The organism is Aquincola tertiaricarbonis, assembly GCF_023573145.1.
GTDB classification, from domain to species: domain Bacteria; phylum Pseudomonadota; class Gammaproteobacteria; order Burkholderiales; family Burkholderiaceae_C; genus Aquincola; species Aquincola tertiaricarbonis_B.
This window is the reverse complement of sequence record NZ_CP097635.1, coordinates 595,468-612,135: the sequence shown is the minus strand read 5'-3', so window position 1 is coordinate 612,135 and position 16,668 is coordinate 595,468. Positions and strand designations below refer to the sequence as shown.

Genomic DNA, 16,668 nt, shown 5'->3' with positions numbered 1-16,668 from the left:
TGCATCGGCGGTTACATCGGCGGTTGTCCGTTGGAGGCCGTCACGCCACCGTCCACCGGCAGGTTCACGCCGTTGACGAAGCGCGCGTCCTTGCTGGCCAGGAAGGCCACCACGCCGGCGATGTCGGCCGGCTCGGCCACGCGGCCCAGCGGCAGGCGCTGCATGAACTGCTGCACCAGCTCGCCGTCCTTGAGCATGTCCTCGGTCATGCCGGTGCGGGTGAGCGAGGGGCACACCGCATTGCAGCGCACGCCGCGGCTGCCATAGTCGAGCGCGATGGCGCGGGTGAGATTGACGACGCCGCCCTTGGCGGCGTTGTAGGCCGCGGTGTTCCAGTCGCCACCCAGGCCCGAGACCGAGGCCGTGTTGACGATGCAGCCCTGGCTTTTGATCAGATGCGGCATGGCGGCCCGGCAGCCGTGGAAGACGCCCGTCAGGTCGGTGTTGAGCGTGCGGTGCCAGTCGTCGATGGACAGCTGTTCCACCGTGCCCTCAGGCGCGATGCCTGCGTTGTTGACGATCACGTCCAGCCCGCCGAAATGCTGCACCGCGGCCTGCACCAGCGCTTGCACCTGCGCATCGTCCGCGACGTCGCAGCGGCGCGCCAGCGTGCGATCGGGCGGCAGTGTCGCGGCCACGCGTTCCAGTTTGTCCTCGTCCAGGTCGCACAGCACCACGTTGGCGCCCTCCGACGAAAAGCGCTCGGCCACGCCGCGGCCGATGCCCGATGCCGCCCCGGTGACGATGACGGTCTTGTTGCCGAATAGATGCAAATCACTGCTCCCCGGGCCAACTGCGGCCCGTGCATCAAGGCTACGGGCCCAGGTGCGGCCCGGGCCGTAGGACGCGAACGTCGATGGCTGTAGGTTCGCCCCGCGCGCCGAGGCGCGGGCGCGATGCAGGCCTCCGCGTTGCAACCTGATGTCTACACTCGTCTCGATAGAAGGAGGTGCCGCCATGCCCCACATCCGTTTTCCGGCGGCCCATGGTCTGCTGCGGCAACTGGGCTTCCAGCTGCACAGCGGTGCCTGCACGCTGCCACAGTACCTCGATGCGGTGGCCGATCTGCTCAAGGCCGCCATCGCCTGCCCGCGCGTTACCGTGTGGCTGCTGCAGCGCGATCACCCCGAATCGACGCTGCAATGCACCGCCTGGTCCAGCTTCAGCCGCGGATTGCGGATCAACCGCTGCGCCTTGTCGCAGGAGGCGGTGCAGGCCTACCTGAAGGCGCTGCTGGCCACCGGCGTTCTGGCGGTGCCCGACCTGGACGCCGCCTTGCCGCTGCAGGCCCTCAATGCCGCGTACTGCCAGCCCGAGCAGGTGCTGGCCACACTGGACGCGGCCTTCGTGGTCAACGGCCAGGCGGTGGGGGTGGTGTGCTGCGAGCAGATCGGCGAAGTGCGCCAATGGACTGGCGAGGAATGCCTGCTGGTGCGCAGCGTGGCCCAGGCCGTGACGCTGGACATGGCCCGGCTGGCCGACGGCGTGCAGCCGGGCGACGATTGTTCAGACGACGTGCGTCGGCTGCTGGCCGCCTTGGGTCAGTAGGGAGGGCGCCAGGCCCGGCCAGCGGCTAACATGCTTGCATCACACTGCCTCACCTGAGGGCAGCGCACCCATCTTGATGGAGGAGTTCAAAGCATGGGTCAGCCGGGACAAGCCCCCGCCTACGAAACCGTGGCGGCCCACGAGGCCGAGATTCTGGAGGCGTGGCTGCAGAGCCTGCATGCCGACGGCGCGCTGCAGAGCGGCCGCATCCGCGAAGGCGAGCTGAGGGTGCAGTGCACCGGCCTGCTGCGCCAGTTGCGCGCCGGCATGGCCGAGTCCAGCGACGTCGACGCGCCGGCCTTCGCGCCGCTGCGTGATGCGCTGTCCGACCTCTCGGCCCGCCGCGCGCAGCAGGGCTTCAGTCCGCGCGAGATCGCCACCTTCATCTTCTCGCTCAAGCAGCCGCTGTTCGAGGCCATCAACCGCCACCTGGGCAACGAGGCCCTGGCGCTGCAGGCCAGCTGGCAGACGGGGTTGATGCTCGACCGGCTGGGCCTGCTGACGATGGAGTCCTTCCAGCGCATGCGCGAGGAAGTGATCGTGCGCCAGCAGCAGGAGATCTCCGAGCTGTCCACCCCGGTCATCAAGCTGTGGGACGGCATCCTCGCGCTGCCGCTCATCGGCACCCTGGACAGCCAGCGCACCCAGGTGGTGATGGAGAACCTGCTCGAGTCCATCGCCCAGCAGGGCGCGGGCATGGCCATCATCGACATCACCGGCGTGCCCACGGTGGATACGCTGACCGCGCAGCACCTGCTCAAGACGGTGGCTGCCGCGCGGCTGATGGGGGCCGACTGCATCATCAGCGGCATCCGCCCGCAGATCGCGCAGACCATGGTGCACCTGGGTGTGGAGCTGACGGTGGTGTCCAAGGCCACGCTGGCCGACGCCTTCGCGCTGGCGCTGTCGCGCCAGGGCCGTGGCGTCACCCGGCTGCGCAGGCCCGATGCCGCGCCGCAGCCGCCCGCCACCGGCCTGGGCTGAGCGGCGATGGAACGCATTCCCATCCTCAAGCTGGGCGATGCCCTGCTGGTCACCATCCAGGTGGACATGCACGACCAACTGGCCAGCGCGCTGGAGGAAGACCTGACCGCCAAGATCGTGGCGGTGCGCGCACGCGGCGTGCTGATCGACATCTCGGCGCTGGAGATCGTCGACAGCTTCATCGGCCGCATGCTGGACAACATCGCCGCCGTCTCGCGCATCCTGGATGCCGACACCGTGGTGGTGGGCATGCGGCCCGCGGTGGCCATCACGCTGGTGGAGCTGGGCTTGTCGCTCAACGGCGTGAAGACCGCGCTGGACGTGGAACGGGGCATGGCGATGATCCGGCGCCACGCCTACCTGAACCCGGACGACGACGACCACGACGGTGAGTGAAAGCCTGGACATCCGCAAGTCGGAAGACGTGGTCCGGGTGCGGCAGCGGGTGCGCGCCCTGGCGCTGGACGCCGGCCTGAGCCTGGTCGACCAGACCAAGATCGTGACCGCCGCCAGCGAGCTGGCCCGCAACACGCTGGACTACGGCGGCGGCGGCACGGTGGACCTGGAGCTGGTGCTGTCGCCCCGGCGCGGTGTGCGCCTGTGCTTCATCGACCAGGGCCCCGGCATTGCCGACATCGAACTGGCGCTGCGTGACGGCTACACCAGCGGCGGCGGCCTGGGCCTGGGCCTGGGCGGCGCCAAGCGGCTGTCGTCCGAGTTCCACATCAGCTCGCAGCCCGGCCAGGGCACGCGCATCACCATCGCCCGCTACAAGTAGGCCCCATGTTCGAAGTCCTCGTCACGGAGCAAAGCCAGGTGGCCGAGGCCCGTCGGCGCGCCAGTGCCGCCGCCACCGCCGCCGGCTTCGGCGAGACGGCCGCCGGCCGCGTGGCCCTGGTGGCCACCGAGCTGGCCAGCAACCTTGTCAAGCACGGCGGTGGCGGCCGGCTGCTGGTGGACGCCACCGACCACCATGCCGACCTGCTGGCGCTGGACAGCGGCGCGGGCATCGCCGACCTGGGCCGCTGCCTGGCCGACGGCTACTCCACCGCCGGCACGGCCGGCAACGGCCTGGGTGCGCTGCAGCGGCTGGCCCATCCGTTCGCGGTGGTGAGCTGGCCCGGCCGCGGCACCGCGATGCTGGCCCGGGTGCACGACCAGCAGGCGGCGCCTGCGCTGCCGGCCGGCTCTGCCGAGGTGGCGCCGGGCGCGCTGGCCGGCCTGGTGGTGCCGCGCCCCGGCGAAACCGCCTGCGGCGACGCCTGGAGCCATGCCGACGATGCCGAGGGCCGCACCGTGTTCGTGGTCGATGGCCTGGGCCATGGCATGGACGCCGCCCGCGCCGCCAACGAGGCCGTGGCCCAGTTCCAGCGCAGCCGCCACCAACAGCCCGATGAGATCGTGCATGCGGTGCACGGCGCCATCCGCCACACCCGCGGCGCGGCGGTGGGCGTGGCCCGCATCCACTGGGCCAGCGCCACCGTCAGCTTTGCCGGCGTGGGCAACATCGCCAGCACCTTCGTGCCGCAGGCGCCGGGCCAGCCGGTGCGGCGCATGGTCTCGCACAACGGCATCGTGGGCCACAACGCGCGCAAGATCCAGGCGTTCGACTACCCCTGCGGCGACGGCCTGCTGGTGATGCATTCCGACGGCATCGCCACCAGCTGGAACCTGGCCACCTACCCGGGCCTGTTGCAGGCCCACCCCTTGCTGGTGGCGGGCGTGCTGTACCGTGACTTTGCCCGTGGCCGCGACGATGCCACCGCCGTGGTGGTGGACACGCGGCCGCCACGGGGAGCCGTCTCGTGAACCAGCCGCCGCTGCCGGCCCTGGCCAGCCTGCCGCTGGGCAGCCCGGCCGAGGTGGTGGCCGCGCGCCAGCAGGTGCGCCGCGTGGCCGAGTTGCTGGGCCTGGACCGCAAGGGCCAGACGCGGCTGGCCACCGCCGTCTCCGAGATCGCGCGCAATGCCTTCAGCCATGCCGGTGGCGGCCAGGTGCTCATCGGGCTGGCCGGCCGCCAGCTGCAGGTGCTGGTGCGCGACCAGGGCCGCGGCATCGCCGACCTGGACCAGATCCTCAGCGGCCAGAAGGTGTTCGCGCCCGGCCAGGGCGCGGGCCTGGCCAGCGCGCGCCGGCTGGTGGACGAGCTGGACATCCAGACCTCGCCGCAGGGCACCGAGGTGCGGCTGGCGCAGTGGCTGCCGGCCGACCCCAGCGCCGCCCAGCTGCAGGCGCTCACCGCCGCGCTGCCACCGCGGCGGGCCGATCCGGTGGCCGAGCTGCAGGCGCAGGACCGTGAGCTGATCACCAGCCTGGCCGACCTGCAGGAGCGCGAGGCCGAGGCCGACCGCCTGAACCGCGAGCTGGAGGACACCAACCGCGGCGTGGTGGCGCTGTATTCCGAGCTGGAGCAGAAGGCCGAGGAACTGCGCGGCGCCAGCGAGATGAAGTCGCGCTTCCTCTCGCACATGAGCCATGAGTTCCGCACGCCGCTCAACAGCATCATGGCCTTGACGCGGCTGCTGATCGACGGCGTGGACGGCCCGCTGACCACCGAGCAGAACCGCCAGGTGGAGTACATCCGTCGCTCGGCGCAGACCCTGCTGGAGCTGGTGAACGACCTGCTGGACCTGGCCAAGGTGGAAGCCGGCCGGCTGGACGTGCGGCCCAGCGAGTTCACCGTGACCGACCTGTTCGCTTCGCTGCGCGGGTTGCTCAAGCCGCTGCTGACCAACCCGGCGGTGAACCTGGTGTTCGATGCCGCGCCCGACCTGCCGGTACTGCTGGCCGACGAGCAGAAGCTGGCCCAGGTGCTGCGCAACCTGGTGAGCAATGCGCTGAAGTTCACCGAAGCCGGCCATGTGCAGGTGCGGGCCCGGCACGACGCGCGGCGCGCCCGCCTGGTGTTCGAGGTGGAGGACACCGGCATCGGCATCGCGGCCTCGTCCATCGACCTCATCTTCGAGGAGTTCGCGCAGGTGGAAGGCCGGCTGCAGCGCGGCGGCACCGGCCTGGGCCTGCCGTTGTCGCGCCGGCTGGCCATGCTGCTGGGCGGCGAGCTCACCGCGCGCAGCGAGCCCGGCGCGGGCTCCACCTTCACGCTGACGATGCCGGTGCGCTTCGGCCAGGCGGCGCTGCCCGAAGACGAAGGCACCGAGGGCCGCGCCCGCCGCCGCGTGCTGGTGGTGGACGACGAGGAGGTGTTCCGCTACGTCATCCGCCACATCTCGCAGGACGCCGGCTTCGAGGTGCTGGAGGCCGACAACGGCGAGACCGGCCTCGCGCTGGCGCTGGCCGAGGCGCCCGACATGATCTTCCTCGACCTGCACATGCCGCGGCTCGACGGCTTCGGCGTGCTGGCCCAGTTGGCTGCGTCGCCGCTGCATGCCACGCCGGTGGTGGTGTGCACCTCGCATGCGCTGACGGTGGACCAGAAGCGTGCGCTGGCCGCGGCCTATGCCATCGTGCCCAAGCAGGACCTGTCGCGCGACGGCCTTTCGCGGTTGATGAACCTGGTGCTGGCACCGGGCGACGATGGGAGGTGAGTGCCATGACTGCCCGTACCGTCACCATCCTCAACGTCGACGACTCGGAGGTGGCCGCCTACACCAAGCACCGCGCGCTGCGGCACGCCGGCTTCCATGTGGTGGACGCGGGCAGCGCGACCGAGGCCTTGCGGCAGATCGAGGCGCTGCAGCCGCAGCTGGTGCTGCTGGACGTGCAGCTGCCCGACGGCAACGGCATCGAGCTGTGCAAGGTGATCAAGCAGCGCTGGCCCACCACGCTGGTGCTGCAGACTTCGGCCACCTTCGTCAGTGCCGAGGACCGCACCCGTGGCCTGGAGGGCGGGGCCGATGCCTACCTGATCCAGCCCATCGAGCCGGCGGAACTGGTGGCCTCGGTGCGTGCGCTGCTGCGGCTGTACGAGGCCGAGGCCCGCACCCGCGAGCTGAACGAGACGCTGGAGCAGCGCATCGCCGAACGCACGCAGGACCTGCATGCCAGCAACCGCGAGCTGCTGGACCAGATCGGCCAGCGTGAACGCGCCGAAGCGGCGCTGGTGCAGTCGCAGAAGATGGAAGCGGTGGGCCAGCTCACCAGCTCGATGGCGCACGACTTCAACAACATCCTGGCTTCGATGGTGGGCTACATCCACCTGGCGCGCCGGCGCCTGGAAGAGGGCGAGCCGCGCGCGCTGCTGGACAAGGCGGTGGCTGCGGCGGCACGTGGTCGGCGCCTCACCTCGCGCCTGCTGGCCTTCTCGCGCAACGATGCGTTGAGCACTGAGTCGGTGGACGTGCAGCAGCTGCTGGCCGGCATGGCCGAATGGCTGCAGCAGACGGCGGGCAGCCGCATCCAGGTGCAGATGGCGGCCACCGGCGAGCAGCTGGTGGCCTTGACCGATGCCAACCAGATCGAGCTGGCGATGCTCAACCTGGTGATCAATGCGCGTGATGCAATGCCCCAGGGCGGGCGCATCCAGATCGGCCTGGCGCATGGCGAGCTGGCGGCGGACGAGCCCGACCTGCCGGCCGGCCGCTACGTGGTGGTGACGGTGGCCGACTCGGGCCACGGCATGCCGCCCGAGGTGGCGGCCCGGGCCTTCGAGCCCTTCTACACCACCAAGCCCTCGGGCCGTGGCACCGGCCTGGGGCTGGCGCAGGTGATGGGCGTGGCCCGGCTGTCGCAAGGCACGGCCCGTGTGCGCAGCAGCCCCGAGACAGGGACCGCGGTGTCGTTGTGGCTCAAGGCCGGCCAGCTGCCGCCGGCCGACGCCGACGCGCCCCGGCCACCGGCCGAGCTGGCCAGCCACCCAGCGATGGACGAGCAGGTGCTGCTGGTGGACGACGAGGCCGACATCCGCCACACCGTCTCGCGTCTGCTGGACGAGGCGGGCTACGTGGTCCGCAGCGCGGCCAATGGCAGCGAGGCGCTGGCCATCGTCAACGGCGGCTTCGTGCCCGACGTGCTGCTGGCCGACTACGCCATGCCCGGCGACAACGGCGTGGACCTCGCCCTGCGGCTGCGCGAGATCCAGCCCGACCTGCCGGTGCTCTTCCTCAGCGGCCACGTCGACCGCGCCGTCATCGCCACCGCCGTGCCTGGCGCCCAGCTGCTGCGCAAGCCGTTCAGGGTGGATGAGCTGCTGGGGGCGGTGAGGGGGCTGGTGGAGCGCTCCGCCGCTCACGACCATTGATATGCCGCGCCCGTGGGTGCGAAGATGAACACCGTGTTGTCGGCTGCGTGGTCGTAGCCCTTGTCGGCCGACACAACAATGGTCGAGTCGCGCTGTCTTGCCCAAGCCCTGAATGCCGCGCGGCAACGGGTACAGGGAGCCAGACTCTGACGGATCACCAAATGTCCGTTGCCAGGCGACACAGGAAACGCGCGATCCTCGTAGCAGATTGCCGCTGATTTGTTACCGGTGTCGACAATTTCGGTTTGGTTGTCGAGCGAGACTTGGCTGTTCAACACTGTGGCTCTAGCCCAAGTGAACGACATGCCTGAGTAGACCGAGGTCAACCCCAGGCCTTGCGCTTTATTGAGCAGTTGACTCAAAACAACCTGCTCCGGCAGGCCGTTCATGCCGCCAAGCTTGTCCACCTTGCTGATGCGCTTGCCGTACAGGTTTTCGTTGTTGTGCAAGTTTGCCCAGGTCATTTGCGCTCTCCGTCGGACAGCTATGAGCTCGCCTTGATACACAGCGCTGCTGGCTACGCCGCCGCCGGCTCCCACACGCCTTCCAGCCGGTCTTCCAGCTCGTCGCTGGCGCGTTGCAGGGCGGCCAGGGTGTCGGCGTCGGGGCGCCAGTAGGCGCGCTGGCTGGCTTCCAGCAGGCGGCTGGCCACGCGGGAGGAGGCGGTGGGGTTCAGGCGCGCCAGGCGGTCGCGCATCACCGGGTCGAGCAGGAAGGTTTCGGTGAGCTGCTGGTACACCCAGGGCTGCACCTGGCCGGTGGTGGCCGACCAGCCCAGCGTGTTGGTCACATGCGCCTCGATCTGGCGCACGCCTTCGTAGCCGTGCTGCAGCATGCCTTCGTACCACTTGGGGTTGAGCATGCGCGTGCGGGTTTCCAGCGCCACCTGCTCGGCCAGCGTGCGCACGGTGCCGTCGCCGCGCGTCTGGTCGCCGATGTACACCGGCGGCGGCGCTGCCGAGCCGTCGCCGCGCTGGCGGCGCGCGCGCTTGACCGCGCCGGTGATGCCACCCAGCGTGTCGAAGTAGGTGTCCACCGTGGTCACGCCCAGCTCCACCGAGTCGAGGTTCTGGTAGGTCAGCTGCACGTCGGCCAGCACGCTGTTCAGCAGCGCGGCCTGCAGCTGCGGGCGGCCGTTGCGGCCGTAGGCAAAGCCCTTGCGGCGGGCGTAGCACTCGGCCAGCTCGTCCTCCTGCTGCCAGCCGCTGCTGTCCACCAGGTGGTTGACGTTGGCGCCGTAGGTGCCTTCGGCATTGCCGTACACCCGCAGCGCCGCGGTTTCCAGCGTGCAGCCATGGGCCTGCTGGTAGGCCAGCGCATGCTTGCGGATGAAGTTGTGCTCGGCCGGCTCGTCGGCCTCGGCGCACAGCCAGGCGGCTTCGGCCAGCAGCTTGATCTGCAGCGGCATCAGGTCGCGGAAGATGCCCGACAGCGTGATCACCACGTCGATGCGCGGCCGGCCCAGTTCGGCCAGCGGCAGCAGCGTGGCGCCGGCGATGCGGCCATAACCATCGAAGCGCGGCCGCGCGCCCATCAGCGCCAGCGCCTGCGCGATGGGGGCGCCTTCGGTCTTCAGGTTGTCGGTGCCCCACAGCACCATGGCGATGGACTCGGGCAGCGCATGGCCATCGGCGGTGTAGCGGTCCAGCAGGCGCTGCGCCTGCTGGCTGCCGTCCTTCACCGCGAAGGCGCTGGGAATGCGGAAGGGGTCGAAGCCATGCAGGTTGCGGCCGGTGGGCAGCACGGCCGGCGTGCGCAGCAGGTCGCCACCCGGGGCCGGCCGCACGAAGCGGCCATCCAGCGCACGCAGCAGCGCGGGCAGCTCACCGTTGTCGGCCAGGTGGCGGTTGGCGGTGGCCAGCTCGGCCAGCCAGGCCGCATCGGCTTCGCCCAGGGCCTGGGCCTGCTGCTGCAGCGCCGAGGCATCACCGGCCACCAGCGCCTCCACCAGCGCGCGCGGCGGCGCGCTGCCGCGGGCGGCTTCGGCCATGGCCAGCAAGGTGTCGGTGCGCTCGGCCGCCGTGGGCGCGCGACCCAGCACATGCAGGCCCTGCGGAATCAGCGTGTATTCCAGCTCCAGCATGGCTTCGGTCAGGCGCAGCACCTGGGCTTCCACCTGGTCGGCGGGCCAGGGCGGCTCGGCCGCCGCCAGGTTCAACGTGGCGGCCTGGGCCTGCAGCAGCGGGGCCAGCGTCGCGGCGTCTTCGCTGCCGTCCTGCGGCGCGCGCCAGCGTTCCACCGTGGCCTTGAGTTCCAGCAGGCCGCGGTACAGGCCCGCCTGCGCGATGGGCGGCGTGAGGTAGCTCACCAGCGTGGCACCGGCGCGGCGCTTGGCCAGCGCGCCTTCCGACGGGTTGTTGGCCGCGTAGAGGTTGAAGTTGGGCAGGTCGCCGATCAGGCGGTCGGGCCAGCAGGCGCCCGACAGGCCCGACTGCTTGCCGGGCATGAATTCCAGCGCGCCATGGGTGCCGAAGTGCAGCACCGCATCGGCGCGGAAGTCTTCCCGCAGGTAGCGGTAGAAGGCCGAGAAGGCATGCGTGGGCGTCATGCCTTTGTCGAACAGCAGGCGCATCGGGTCGCCTTCATGGCCGAAGGCCGGCTGCACCGCCACCAGCACCTGGCCGAACTGCCGGCCCAGCACGAAGATCGATCGGCCATTGCTCAATTGCCGGCCCGGCGCCGGGCCCCATTGCGCCTCGATCTCGCGCAGCCAGCGTTCGCGCTTCACATGGTCGTTGGCCGGGATCAGCGCATGCACGTTGGCATCGGCGCCATGGTGGGCGGCATTGCCGGCCAGCAGGCTGTCGCGCAGTGCGTCCACCGTGGCCGGCAGGTCCACCGTGTAGCCCTCGGCCTTGAGCATGGCCAGCGTGCGGTGCAGCGACTCGAACACCGACAGGTAGGCCGCGGTGCCGGTGCTGCCCGCATTGGGCGGGAAATTGAAGATCACCACCGCCAGCTTGCGGCGTGCACGCTCGCTGCGGCGCAGGGCCACCAGCTTGTGCACGCGGGCGGCCAGCATCTGCGCGCGGTCGGGGCAGCTGCGCATGTCCTGCGCGTTGTCGGTGGCGTGGAAGCTGCAGCGCTGGGCGCAGCCGGTGCACACCGTGCCTTCACCGCCCGGCCGGCCGCCGAACACGGTGGGGCCGGTGGCGCCGTCCAGCTCGGGGATGGCGACCATGATGGTGCTTTCCACCGGCAGCAGGCCGCGTTCGCTGGCGCCCCATTGGTCCAGCGTCTGGAACTCCACCGGGTGGGCGGCCAGGTAGGGCACGTCCAGCTGGGCCAGCGTCTGCTCGGCGGCCTGGGCATCGTTGTAGGCCGGCCCGCCCACCAGCGAGAAGCCGGTGAGCGACACCACCGCATCCACCGTGGCGCGGCCTTCGTGCATGAAGAAGCGGTCGATGGCCGGCCGTGCGTCCAGGCCGGCGGCAAAGGCGGGCCTGACCTTCAGGCCCCTGGCTTCCAGCGCGGCGATCACGCCGTCGTAGTGCGCGGTGTTGCCGGCCAGCAGGTACGAGCGCAGCAGCAGCAGGCCGACGGTGCCGGCCTCGGGCTGCAGCGCTGCCGCGGCGGGCAGGCGTTGCAGGGCATCGGCCGCTTCGGCCATGCGGCCCGGCAGCCGCGGGTGGTACAGGCCCAGTTCGGGATAGTCCACCGGCGCCGCGGCGGCCAGCGTGCCACGCAGCGCGCGCCGCGGGCCGTCGGCATAACGGTCCACCAGGGCCAGCACCATGTTCTGCACGTTGTCCTGCGAGCCGCCCAGCCAGTACTGCAGCGTCAGGAAGTAGGCCCGCAGGTCTTGCGCGGTGCCGGGCACGAAGCGCAGCAGCTGCGGCAGCCGGCGCAGCATCTTCATCTGCGCCGCGCCGCCGCTGGCCGGCGGCTTGCCCGCCGCCGAAGCCTTGCCACGCAGGCGCTTGAGCAGCGCCATCGGCCCGCTGGCGGGCTTGCCCATGTCCAGCTTGCCCAGCCGTGTCAGGCGCACCACCTCGCCAGCCGACACGGCGCACACCATCGCATCGCACTGGTCGCGGCGCGCCTGCAGCGCGGGCAGCACCGGCAGGAAGTGCTCCTCCATGAACAGCATGGTGGCCACCACGATGTCGGCCTGCGCGATGTCGGCCAGGCAGCGCGCCAGCGCGGCCGGCTGAGCCGCCCAGTCCGAAGCCGCATGCTGGCTGAGCACCAGCCCCGGCAACTGCCGCCGCAGCGCCACACGCGCCCGATCGGTGGCGCTGGCCAGGTGCGTATCCATCGTGACGATGACCACCCGGTACGGCGTGGGGTCGGGAGTCGGGATGGGCGAGGGCATGAGCCCAATCTAGGGCTGACACGAGAAAGTGTCAATACAGCGTGACACTCAGGCGTGGCGCGAGGCGCGGGATGCGCCTGCCCGTTGCTTCAGGTCAGCAACGGTTGGGCGTGCTGCGCAAACACCTTCAGGATCTTCTTGTCCATCGTGATCAGCGACGTCTGCAGCCGCTGCGCCAGCGCCACGAACTCGCAGTCGTACGCCGAGCAATCGCTGCGATTCACCAGGGCCATGACCTCCTGCGAGTCGACCGGAAACTCAAAGCCGTCCATCAGCGACTCTGCTTCCGTCTGGATGGCGCAGACCTGCTCGAAGCTCAAGGTCTTGCGGCGCAGATAGCCCGCCAGGATGTTTCTGAACTCACTGCGCCAAAGCAGAGGCGCGGCCCACTCCGGATCGCGGGCCAGCAGCGCCTCGGCCGCCGCCGTGAACTCGCCGGGCAGGTAGAGGTAGGCCAGCACGTTGCTGTCTACAACGATCACTTGCGCCCCGCGCGTTTGGCGGCATCGATGTCGGCGGCGGTGAACGGGCCCCGTGGCAGGCTGGCCCGAAGCTCACGCGCGCGCGCCAGGCGGTCGTCGGCCGTCGTGCGGTTAGGCAGCAGCACTGCTTCCAGGCAGACGATGGCTTCGCTGTTCAAGCTGCGGCGGTGCAACCCGGCCGCCGCCTTCAGGCGCTCGTACACCGCGTCGGGAATGTTCTTCAACGTCAGGGAGGTGGGCATGCGACGACTCGGCGGAGGGAACCAAAACGGTTCCATTTTGGCGGAGTGAGTCACCTTGGGCAACCGCCGGTGCTGTTCCGGCCTCTGCCTCCCTGGCCCTCAACCCCCACTTCCACAGCCACTCGCTGGGCAGCGGCAGCACCAGCAGCCAGTGCTCCAGCACGCCCAGGGTCAGCAGGGCGGCGGCCAGCAGGCGGGCGGTTTCGTCGAAGCGGCCGATGCCGGGCTGCAGCGCGGCCTGCCACACGGCGGCGGTGGCGGCGGTGCCCAGCAGGATGGACAGCGGGAACAGCCGGTTGCCCGGGCGGCGCCGGAAGTAGCTGTGCAGGTAGGCGATGTGCGGCGGCAGGAAGCTCTCGTTGAGGTTGCGCACGCCCAGGAACACGTTGAGCTTGCTGCTCTGGCGCATGCACCACAGCGCGCCGAAGGTCCAGGCCGCCACCTGGTTGGGCTGGCGCCAGCTCAGGGCCAGCACCGCGGCAAACAGCACCAGCAGCGCCAGTTCGTGGAACAGCACCACCTCGAACGCGAAGGCCGCGCGCTGCCAACCGCGGGCGCCGGGCGGGCAGGGCGTGCGCCGCGGGCCGGTGACGTAGCCCAGCAGAAAAGCCACTTCCTGCCAGGCCCACACCATCAAGGCGGCGGTGAAGGCCAGGTAGGCACCGGTCACGCGGGTGTCGTCGGCGGTGGCGGCCACGCCGCACAAGGCCACGGCCAGCAGCACCGTGGCGCCCAGCATCGTGAACGGGTGGGTGCTGCGCGGCAGGCCCACCAGCCACAGGATGGCGCCGGTGCTGAACCACCACGCCAGCAGCGTGTACAGGAGCGGGCCGGCCTGCTGCATGGGGGCTTCGTGCGCAGCGGATGAAGGGGCAGCGCCTACCAGGCCGGCGCCACGCGCACTTGCGCCGGCAGCGCATGCCGCTGCACAGGCTGCAGGTACAGCCGCGCAAAGGTGACGGTGGCCTGCACTGCGCAAGCAGCCTGCTGCAGCTTGCCGCGCAGGCCGCCGCGCGCCTTGGCCTCGTCCATGCGGGCCTGCAGTGCCACCAGGCGGTTGAGGCCGCGCAGGAAGGCCGGGCGCTCCACGTCCAGCGAGATCGGGAACACCTGCTTGCTGATCTCGGTGGTGATGCGGAACACGGTCAGGTCGTATTCGGTGGGGTCCAGCCCCATGGCCTGCTTGAGGGCGGGGCGGGCATGGTCGCGCACGTACATGGTGGCGTACACCGCCAGCAGGAAGAAGCGCACCCACAGCAGGTTGCCGCCGCGCAGCAGGTGGGGGTGGGCGCGCAGCAGCAGCGCGAAAGACTCGCCGTGGCGGAATTCGTCGTTGCACCAGCGCTCGAACCAGCGAAAGATGGGGTGGAAGCGCAGCTCGGGGTGGCGTTCCAGCTGGCGGTAGATGGTGATGTAGCGGGCGTAGCCGATCTTCTCCGACAGGTAGGTGGCGTAGAAGATGTACTTGGGCTTGAAGAAGGTGTAGCGCTTGGTGCGCTTGAGGGCGCCCAGGTCCACGCCCAGCCCGTAGTCCTTCAGCGACTGGTTGATGAAGCCGGCATGCCGCGATTCATCACGCGCCATGTAGCGCATCAGCGCCTTGATGTCGGGGTTGTGGCTGCGCTTGAAGATCTCGTTGTAGAGCACGCAGCCCGAAAACTCGGAGGTCAGCGACGAGACCAGGAAGTCGAGGAACTCGGCCCGCAGCTCCGGCGACCAGGTGGGCGTGAGCGCGGCCACTTCTTCCGCGAACTGCGGCGTGCGCTGGAAGTGGTCGTGGTTGTTGTCGCCTTCGTACTCGGCCAGCATGGCGTCCCACTCAGCGCGCAGCGGGCTCACGTCCAGCTGGTCCAGCGCTGCGAAGTCGGTGGTGTAGAAGCGCGGGCTCAGCATGGTGGAGGCGCGGGCGCGCTCGATGGCCTGCTCGGGGCTGTGAAGGGCGGTGTCCATGCGGTTCTCCTGCGGGGTTGTCACGCTTCGGGGTCAGGGCGTGGGTGGGCCCGGCAGCAGGCGCACGAACACGCCGGCGTTCACGGGGCCGAAGGCTTCCAGGTCGATGCGGCGGCCGGTGCCGGGGTCTTGCAGCGTCAGCCGGCCGTCGCTGCGAGCCAGCAGCAGGAAGGGCACTTCAGGCCCCAGCTGCTGGCGCTTGCGTTCACGCACCAGGCCGCGCACGGCGCTGCGCAAAAAGCCATTGGTGCCGGGCGCCACGGTCTGCAGCACCTGCCCGCTGGCGGCATCGCGCACCGCGATGCCGCCGTCGGGCAGATCGTCGAAGTGCAGGCTGCGCGCCTGCAGCACCGGCGCGGTGGGCTCGCCGCCGCCGCCCACGCCCAGCCAGCGCACCACCGCCACGCCCATCAGCGTGACCAGTACCAGCACCCCCAGTGCGGCCAGCGGCAGCCGTGGCGTGGTGGTGAGGTGCAGCGGCGTGGAGGTGGCCATGGCAGCTTGTCTAGACAACGGCGTCGCGCTGGGCGGCCACCAGCAGCGCGGCCACCTCGTCCACCTGCGGCAGCGCACGCAGCAGCGGCTGCGCGCGGCGCAGCTGCCAGGGCCGCACATGCGGCCACAGCTGCAGCCAGGCGATGCGGTCAGGCCCGGCCAGCTGCAGCGCGATGCTGCCGCGGCCGGCGCGGCCGCGGTGCAGCGCGGCACCCGCGATGCAGCGGTGCGGCAGGTTGAAGGTGACGGTGAGCACGATGCCCACCCGCATCACCACCCGGCGGCTGGTGATGGTGTAGCAGGTGGTGCGGGCGCTCAGCCAGGCCAGCAAGGCCACCGTGCCCAGGCCGGCGGCGGCCAGCAGCAGCGGGCCGGCCATCTGCGCCAGCAGCGGCAGCGGCGCCAGGCCGCTGGCGGCCAGCTCGGCGGTGCGCCAGGCCAGCAGCACGCAGAAATACAGCGCGATGGCCCGCAGGTGGAAGGCGTCACGCGCCAGCGTGGGCCAGTGGGGCTGGCCTTGCCACAGCAGGGTCTCGTCGGCGGGCAGCGGCTCGGGCAGGCCGGGCGCGGCTTCGAACTCATGCTCCGGCACCGGCACCAGCGTGCGCGCCGGCGGCGGTGCCAGCGCTTCGCGGTGGGCGGCCCGGGGGGCGGCGCGCAGCGTGGTCACAGCAGCGGCTCCGCCCGGCGCGGCAGCGCGTACAAGGTGCCGGCACCGTAGTAGGCCATCACCTTCTCCTCTTCCAGCATGGTCACGCGCTCAGGGTGGCGCAGTGCCGGAACGCCGGTGAACTGTGCGGCCAGGATGGCGCGCACCTGCACGCGGTGCGGCTTCACCCGGGCGAAGTTCATCGGCAGCAGCACCGTGTGCGCCAGGCCGGGCACCTTCACTTCGAGGTAGCGGAACAGCATCTCGGCCTGGTCCACCCACAGGTCGACCACCTCGCCGGCCACCGCGCCGTCGGCGCCCACCACGGGCAGGCCGCGCGGGTCGGGGTCCTGCCGGTCCACGCCCAGCGTGGACACCGCGCGCAGCGGCAGCAGCCGGGGCTGCAGGTCTTCGGTGGTGTCGATGATGTCGGGCCGCTCGGCCCAGGCGCCGGGGCCGATGCCGGCCTGCATCGGGTCGCCTTCGGGCTCGATCGGCGCGCCGAGGAAGCGGCCGGTCAGCCGGGCCTTCTCGGGCGCCACGGGGGCGGCGCGGTTGGGCACGCTGACGCTGCGACCGTCCCGCAGGGTGTAGGTCTTGGGCTTGGGAATGGGCGGCCAGCCCTGCACGTCGATGCGGCCGCCCGAGCGGTCGGACTCCAGCGGGTAGCCCTCGCGCTTGTTCTCCTGGTGCAGGTAGTAGATGAGGCCTGCGAAGAAGATCCAGAAGCCGTACAGCGTGAGCTGGGCCACGTCGATGTATTGCGTGATGGCGCCGGTTTGCATGGTGGGCTCCTTGGAATGCGG

At 70.7% G+C, this 16,668-nt stretch carries 17 protein-coding genes; 7 read left to right on the top strand and 10 right to left on the bottom strand.

The annotated features are described in order from the left end of the window. Window positions 1-11 precede the first annotated feature (11 nt). Window positions 12-773: a meso-2,3-butanediol dehydrogenase gene (gene budC / locus MW290_RS02795; protein ID WP_250195804.1), complete on the bottom strand. Its 762-nt coding sequence runs from the start codon at window positions 771-773 to the stop codon at window positions 12-14. A gap of 184 nt (window positions 774-957) precedes the next feature. Here budC and MW290_RS02790 point away from each other — a divergent pair, with 184 nt between their 5' ends. The 7 genes from MW290_RS02790 (at window position 958) to MW290_RS02760 (ending at window position 7,729) form a co-directional block, all read left to right on the top strand. After that, window positions 958-1,548, top strand: coding sequence for a GAF domain-containing protein (locus MW290_RS02790; protein ID WP_250195803.1), 591 nt, complete (start codon window positions 958-960; stop codon window positions 1,546-1,548). A gap of 93 nt (window positions 1,549-1,641) precedes the next feature. After that, on the top strand, window positions 1,642-2,532 hold the full coding sequence (locus MW290_RS02785; RefSeq protein WP_250195802.1) for an STAS domain-containing protein: 891 nt from the start codon (window positions 1,642-1,644) through the stop codon (window positions 2,530-2,532). Window positions 2,533-2,538: 6 nt separating this feature from the next. Continuing rightward, on the top strand, window positions 2,539-2,928 hold the full coding sequence (locus MW290_RS02780) for an STAS domain-containing protein (RefSeq protein WP_250195801.1): 390 nt from the start codon (window positions 2,539-2,541) through the stop codon (window positions 2,926-2,928). Beyond that, on the top strand, window positions 2,921-3,310 hold the full coding sequence (locus MW290_RS02775; RefSeq protein WP_250195800.1) for an anti-sigma regulatory factor: 390 nt from the start codon (window positions 2,921-2,923) through the stop codon (window positions 3,308-3,310). Before MW290_RS02780 ends, MW290_RS02775 begins: the two co-directional genes overlap by 8 nt. 5 nt (window positions 3,311-3,315) lie before the next feature. After that, window positions 3,316-4,341: an ATP-binding protein gene (locus MW290_RS02770; protein ID WP_250195799.1), complete on the top strand. Its 1,026-nt coding sequence runs from the start codon at window positions 3,316-3,318 to the stop codon at window positions 4,339-4,341. Then, window positions 4,338-6,077: an ATP-binding response regulator gene (locus MW290_RS02765; protein WP_250195798.1), complete on the top strand. Its 1,740-nt coding sequence runs from the start codon at window positions 4,338-4,340 to the stop codon at window positions 6,075-6,077. The genes MW290_RS02770 and MW290_RS02765 overlap by 4 nt, the downstream gene beginning before the upstream one ends. 5 nt (window positions 6,078-6,082) lie before the next feature. Continuing rightward, window positions 6,083-7,729 (top strand): response regulator, encoded by a 1,647-nt coding sequence (locus MW290_RS02760; RefSeq protein WP_250195797.1) that lies wholly within the window; start codon window positions 6,083-6,085, stop codon window positions 7,727-7,729. On the opposite strand, the gene MW290_RS02755 is transcribed toward MW290_RS02760, so the two are convergent. The 9 genes from MW290_RS02755 to puhA form a co-directional block, all read right to left on the bottom strand. Next, window positions 7,717-8,193 carry a hypothetical protein gene (locus tag MW290_RS02755; RefSeq protein ID WP_250195796.1) on the bottom strand — a complete coding sequence of 159 codons (477 nt, stop codon included), beginning with the start codon at window positions 8,191-8,193 and terminating at the stop codon, window positions 7,717-7,719. The genes MW290_RS02760 and MW290_RS02755 overlap by 13 nt on opposite strands. A 53-nt stretch (window positions 8,194-8,246) precedes the next feature. Further along, window positions 8,247-12,044 (bottom strand): magnesium chelatase subunit H, encoded by a 3,798-nt coding sequence (locus MW290_RS02750; RefSeq protein ID WP_250195795.1) that lies wholly within the window; start codon window positions 12,042-12,044, stop codon window positions 8,247-8,249. 89 nt (window positions 12,045-12,133) lie between these two features. Then, window positions 12,134-12,526: a type II toxin-antitoxin system VapC family toxin gene (locus tag MW290_RS02745; RefSeq protein WP_259373450.1), complete on the bottom strand. Its 393-nt coding sequence runs from the start codon at window positions 12,524-12,526 to the stop codon at window positions 12,134-12,136. Further along, the gene (locus tag MW290_RS02740; protein ID WP_375142789.1) at window positions 12,523-12,729 is read right to left on the bottom strand and encodes a hypothetical protein; all 207 of its coding nucleotides are present in this window, start codon (window positions 12,727-12,729) and stop codon (window positions 12,523-12,525) included. The genes MW290_RS02745 and MW290_RS02740 overlap by 4 nt, the downstream gene beginning before the upstream one ends. Continuing rightward, window positions 12,638-13,612, bottom strand: a complete 975-nt coding sequence (gene puhE, locus MW290_RS02735) for a putative photosynthetic complex assembly protein PuhE (RefSeq protein WP_250195792.1) — start codon at window positions 13,610-13,612, stop codon at window positions 12,638-12,640. The genes MW290_RS02740 and puhE overlap by 92 nt, the downstream gene beginning before the upstream one ends. A gap of 35 nt (window positions 13,613-13,647) precedes the next feature. Continuing rightward, window positions 13,648-14,718, bottom strand: coding sequence for a magnesium-protoporphyrin IX monomethyl ester (oxidative) cyclase (acsF, locus tag MW290_RS02730; RefSeq protein ID WP_250195791.1), 1,071 nt, complete (start codon window positions 14,716-14,718; stop codon window positions 13,648-13,650). A gap of 33 nt (window positions 14,719-14,751) precedes the next feature. Continuing rightward, window positions 14,752-15,213, bottom strand: a complete 462-nt coding sequence (puhC, locus tag MW290_RS02725; protein ID WP_250195790.1) for a photosynthetic complex assembly protein PuhC — start codon at window positions 15,211-15,213, stop codon at window positions 14,752-14,754. Window positions 15,214-15,223: 10 nt separating this feature from the next. Further along, window positions 15,224-15,883 (bottom strand): photosynthetic complex putative assembly protein PuhB, encoded by a 660-nt coding sequence (puhB, locus tag MW290_RS02720; protein WP_250195789.1) that lies wholly within the window; start codon window positions 15,881-15,883, stop codon window positions 15,224-15,226. Continuing rightward, on the bottom strand, window positions 15,880-16,647 hold the full coding sequence (puhA, locus tag MW290_RS02715; RefSeq protein WP_250195788.1) for a photosynthetic reaction center subunit H: 768 nt from the start codon (window positions 16,645-16,647) through the stop codon (window positions 15,880-15,882). The genes puhB and puhA overlap by 4 nt, the downstream gene beginning before the upstream one ends. Window positions 16,648-16,668 lie beyond the last annotated feature (21 nt).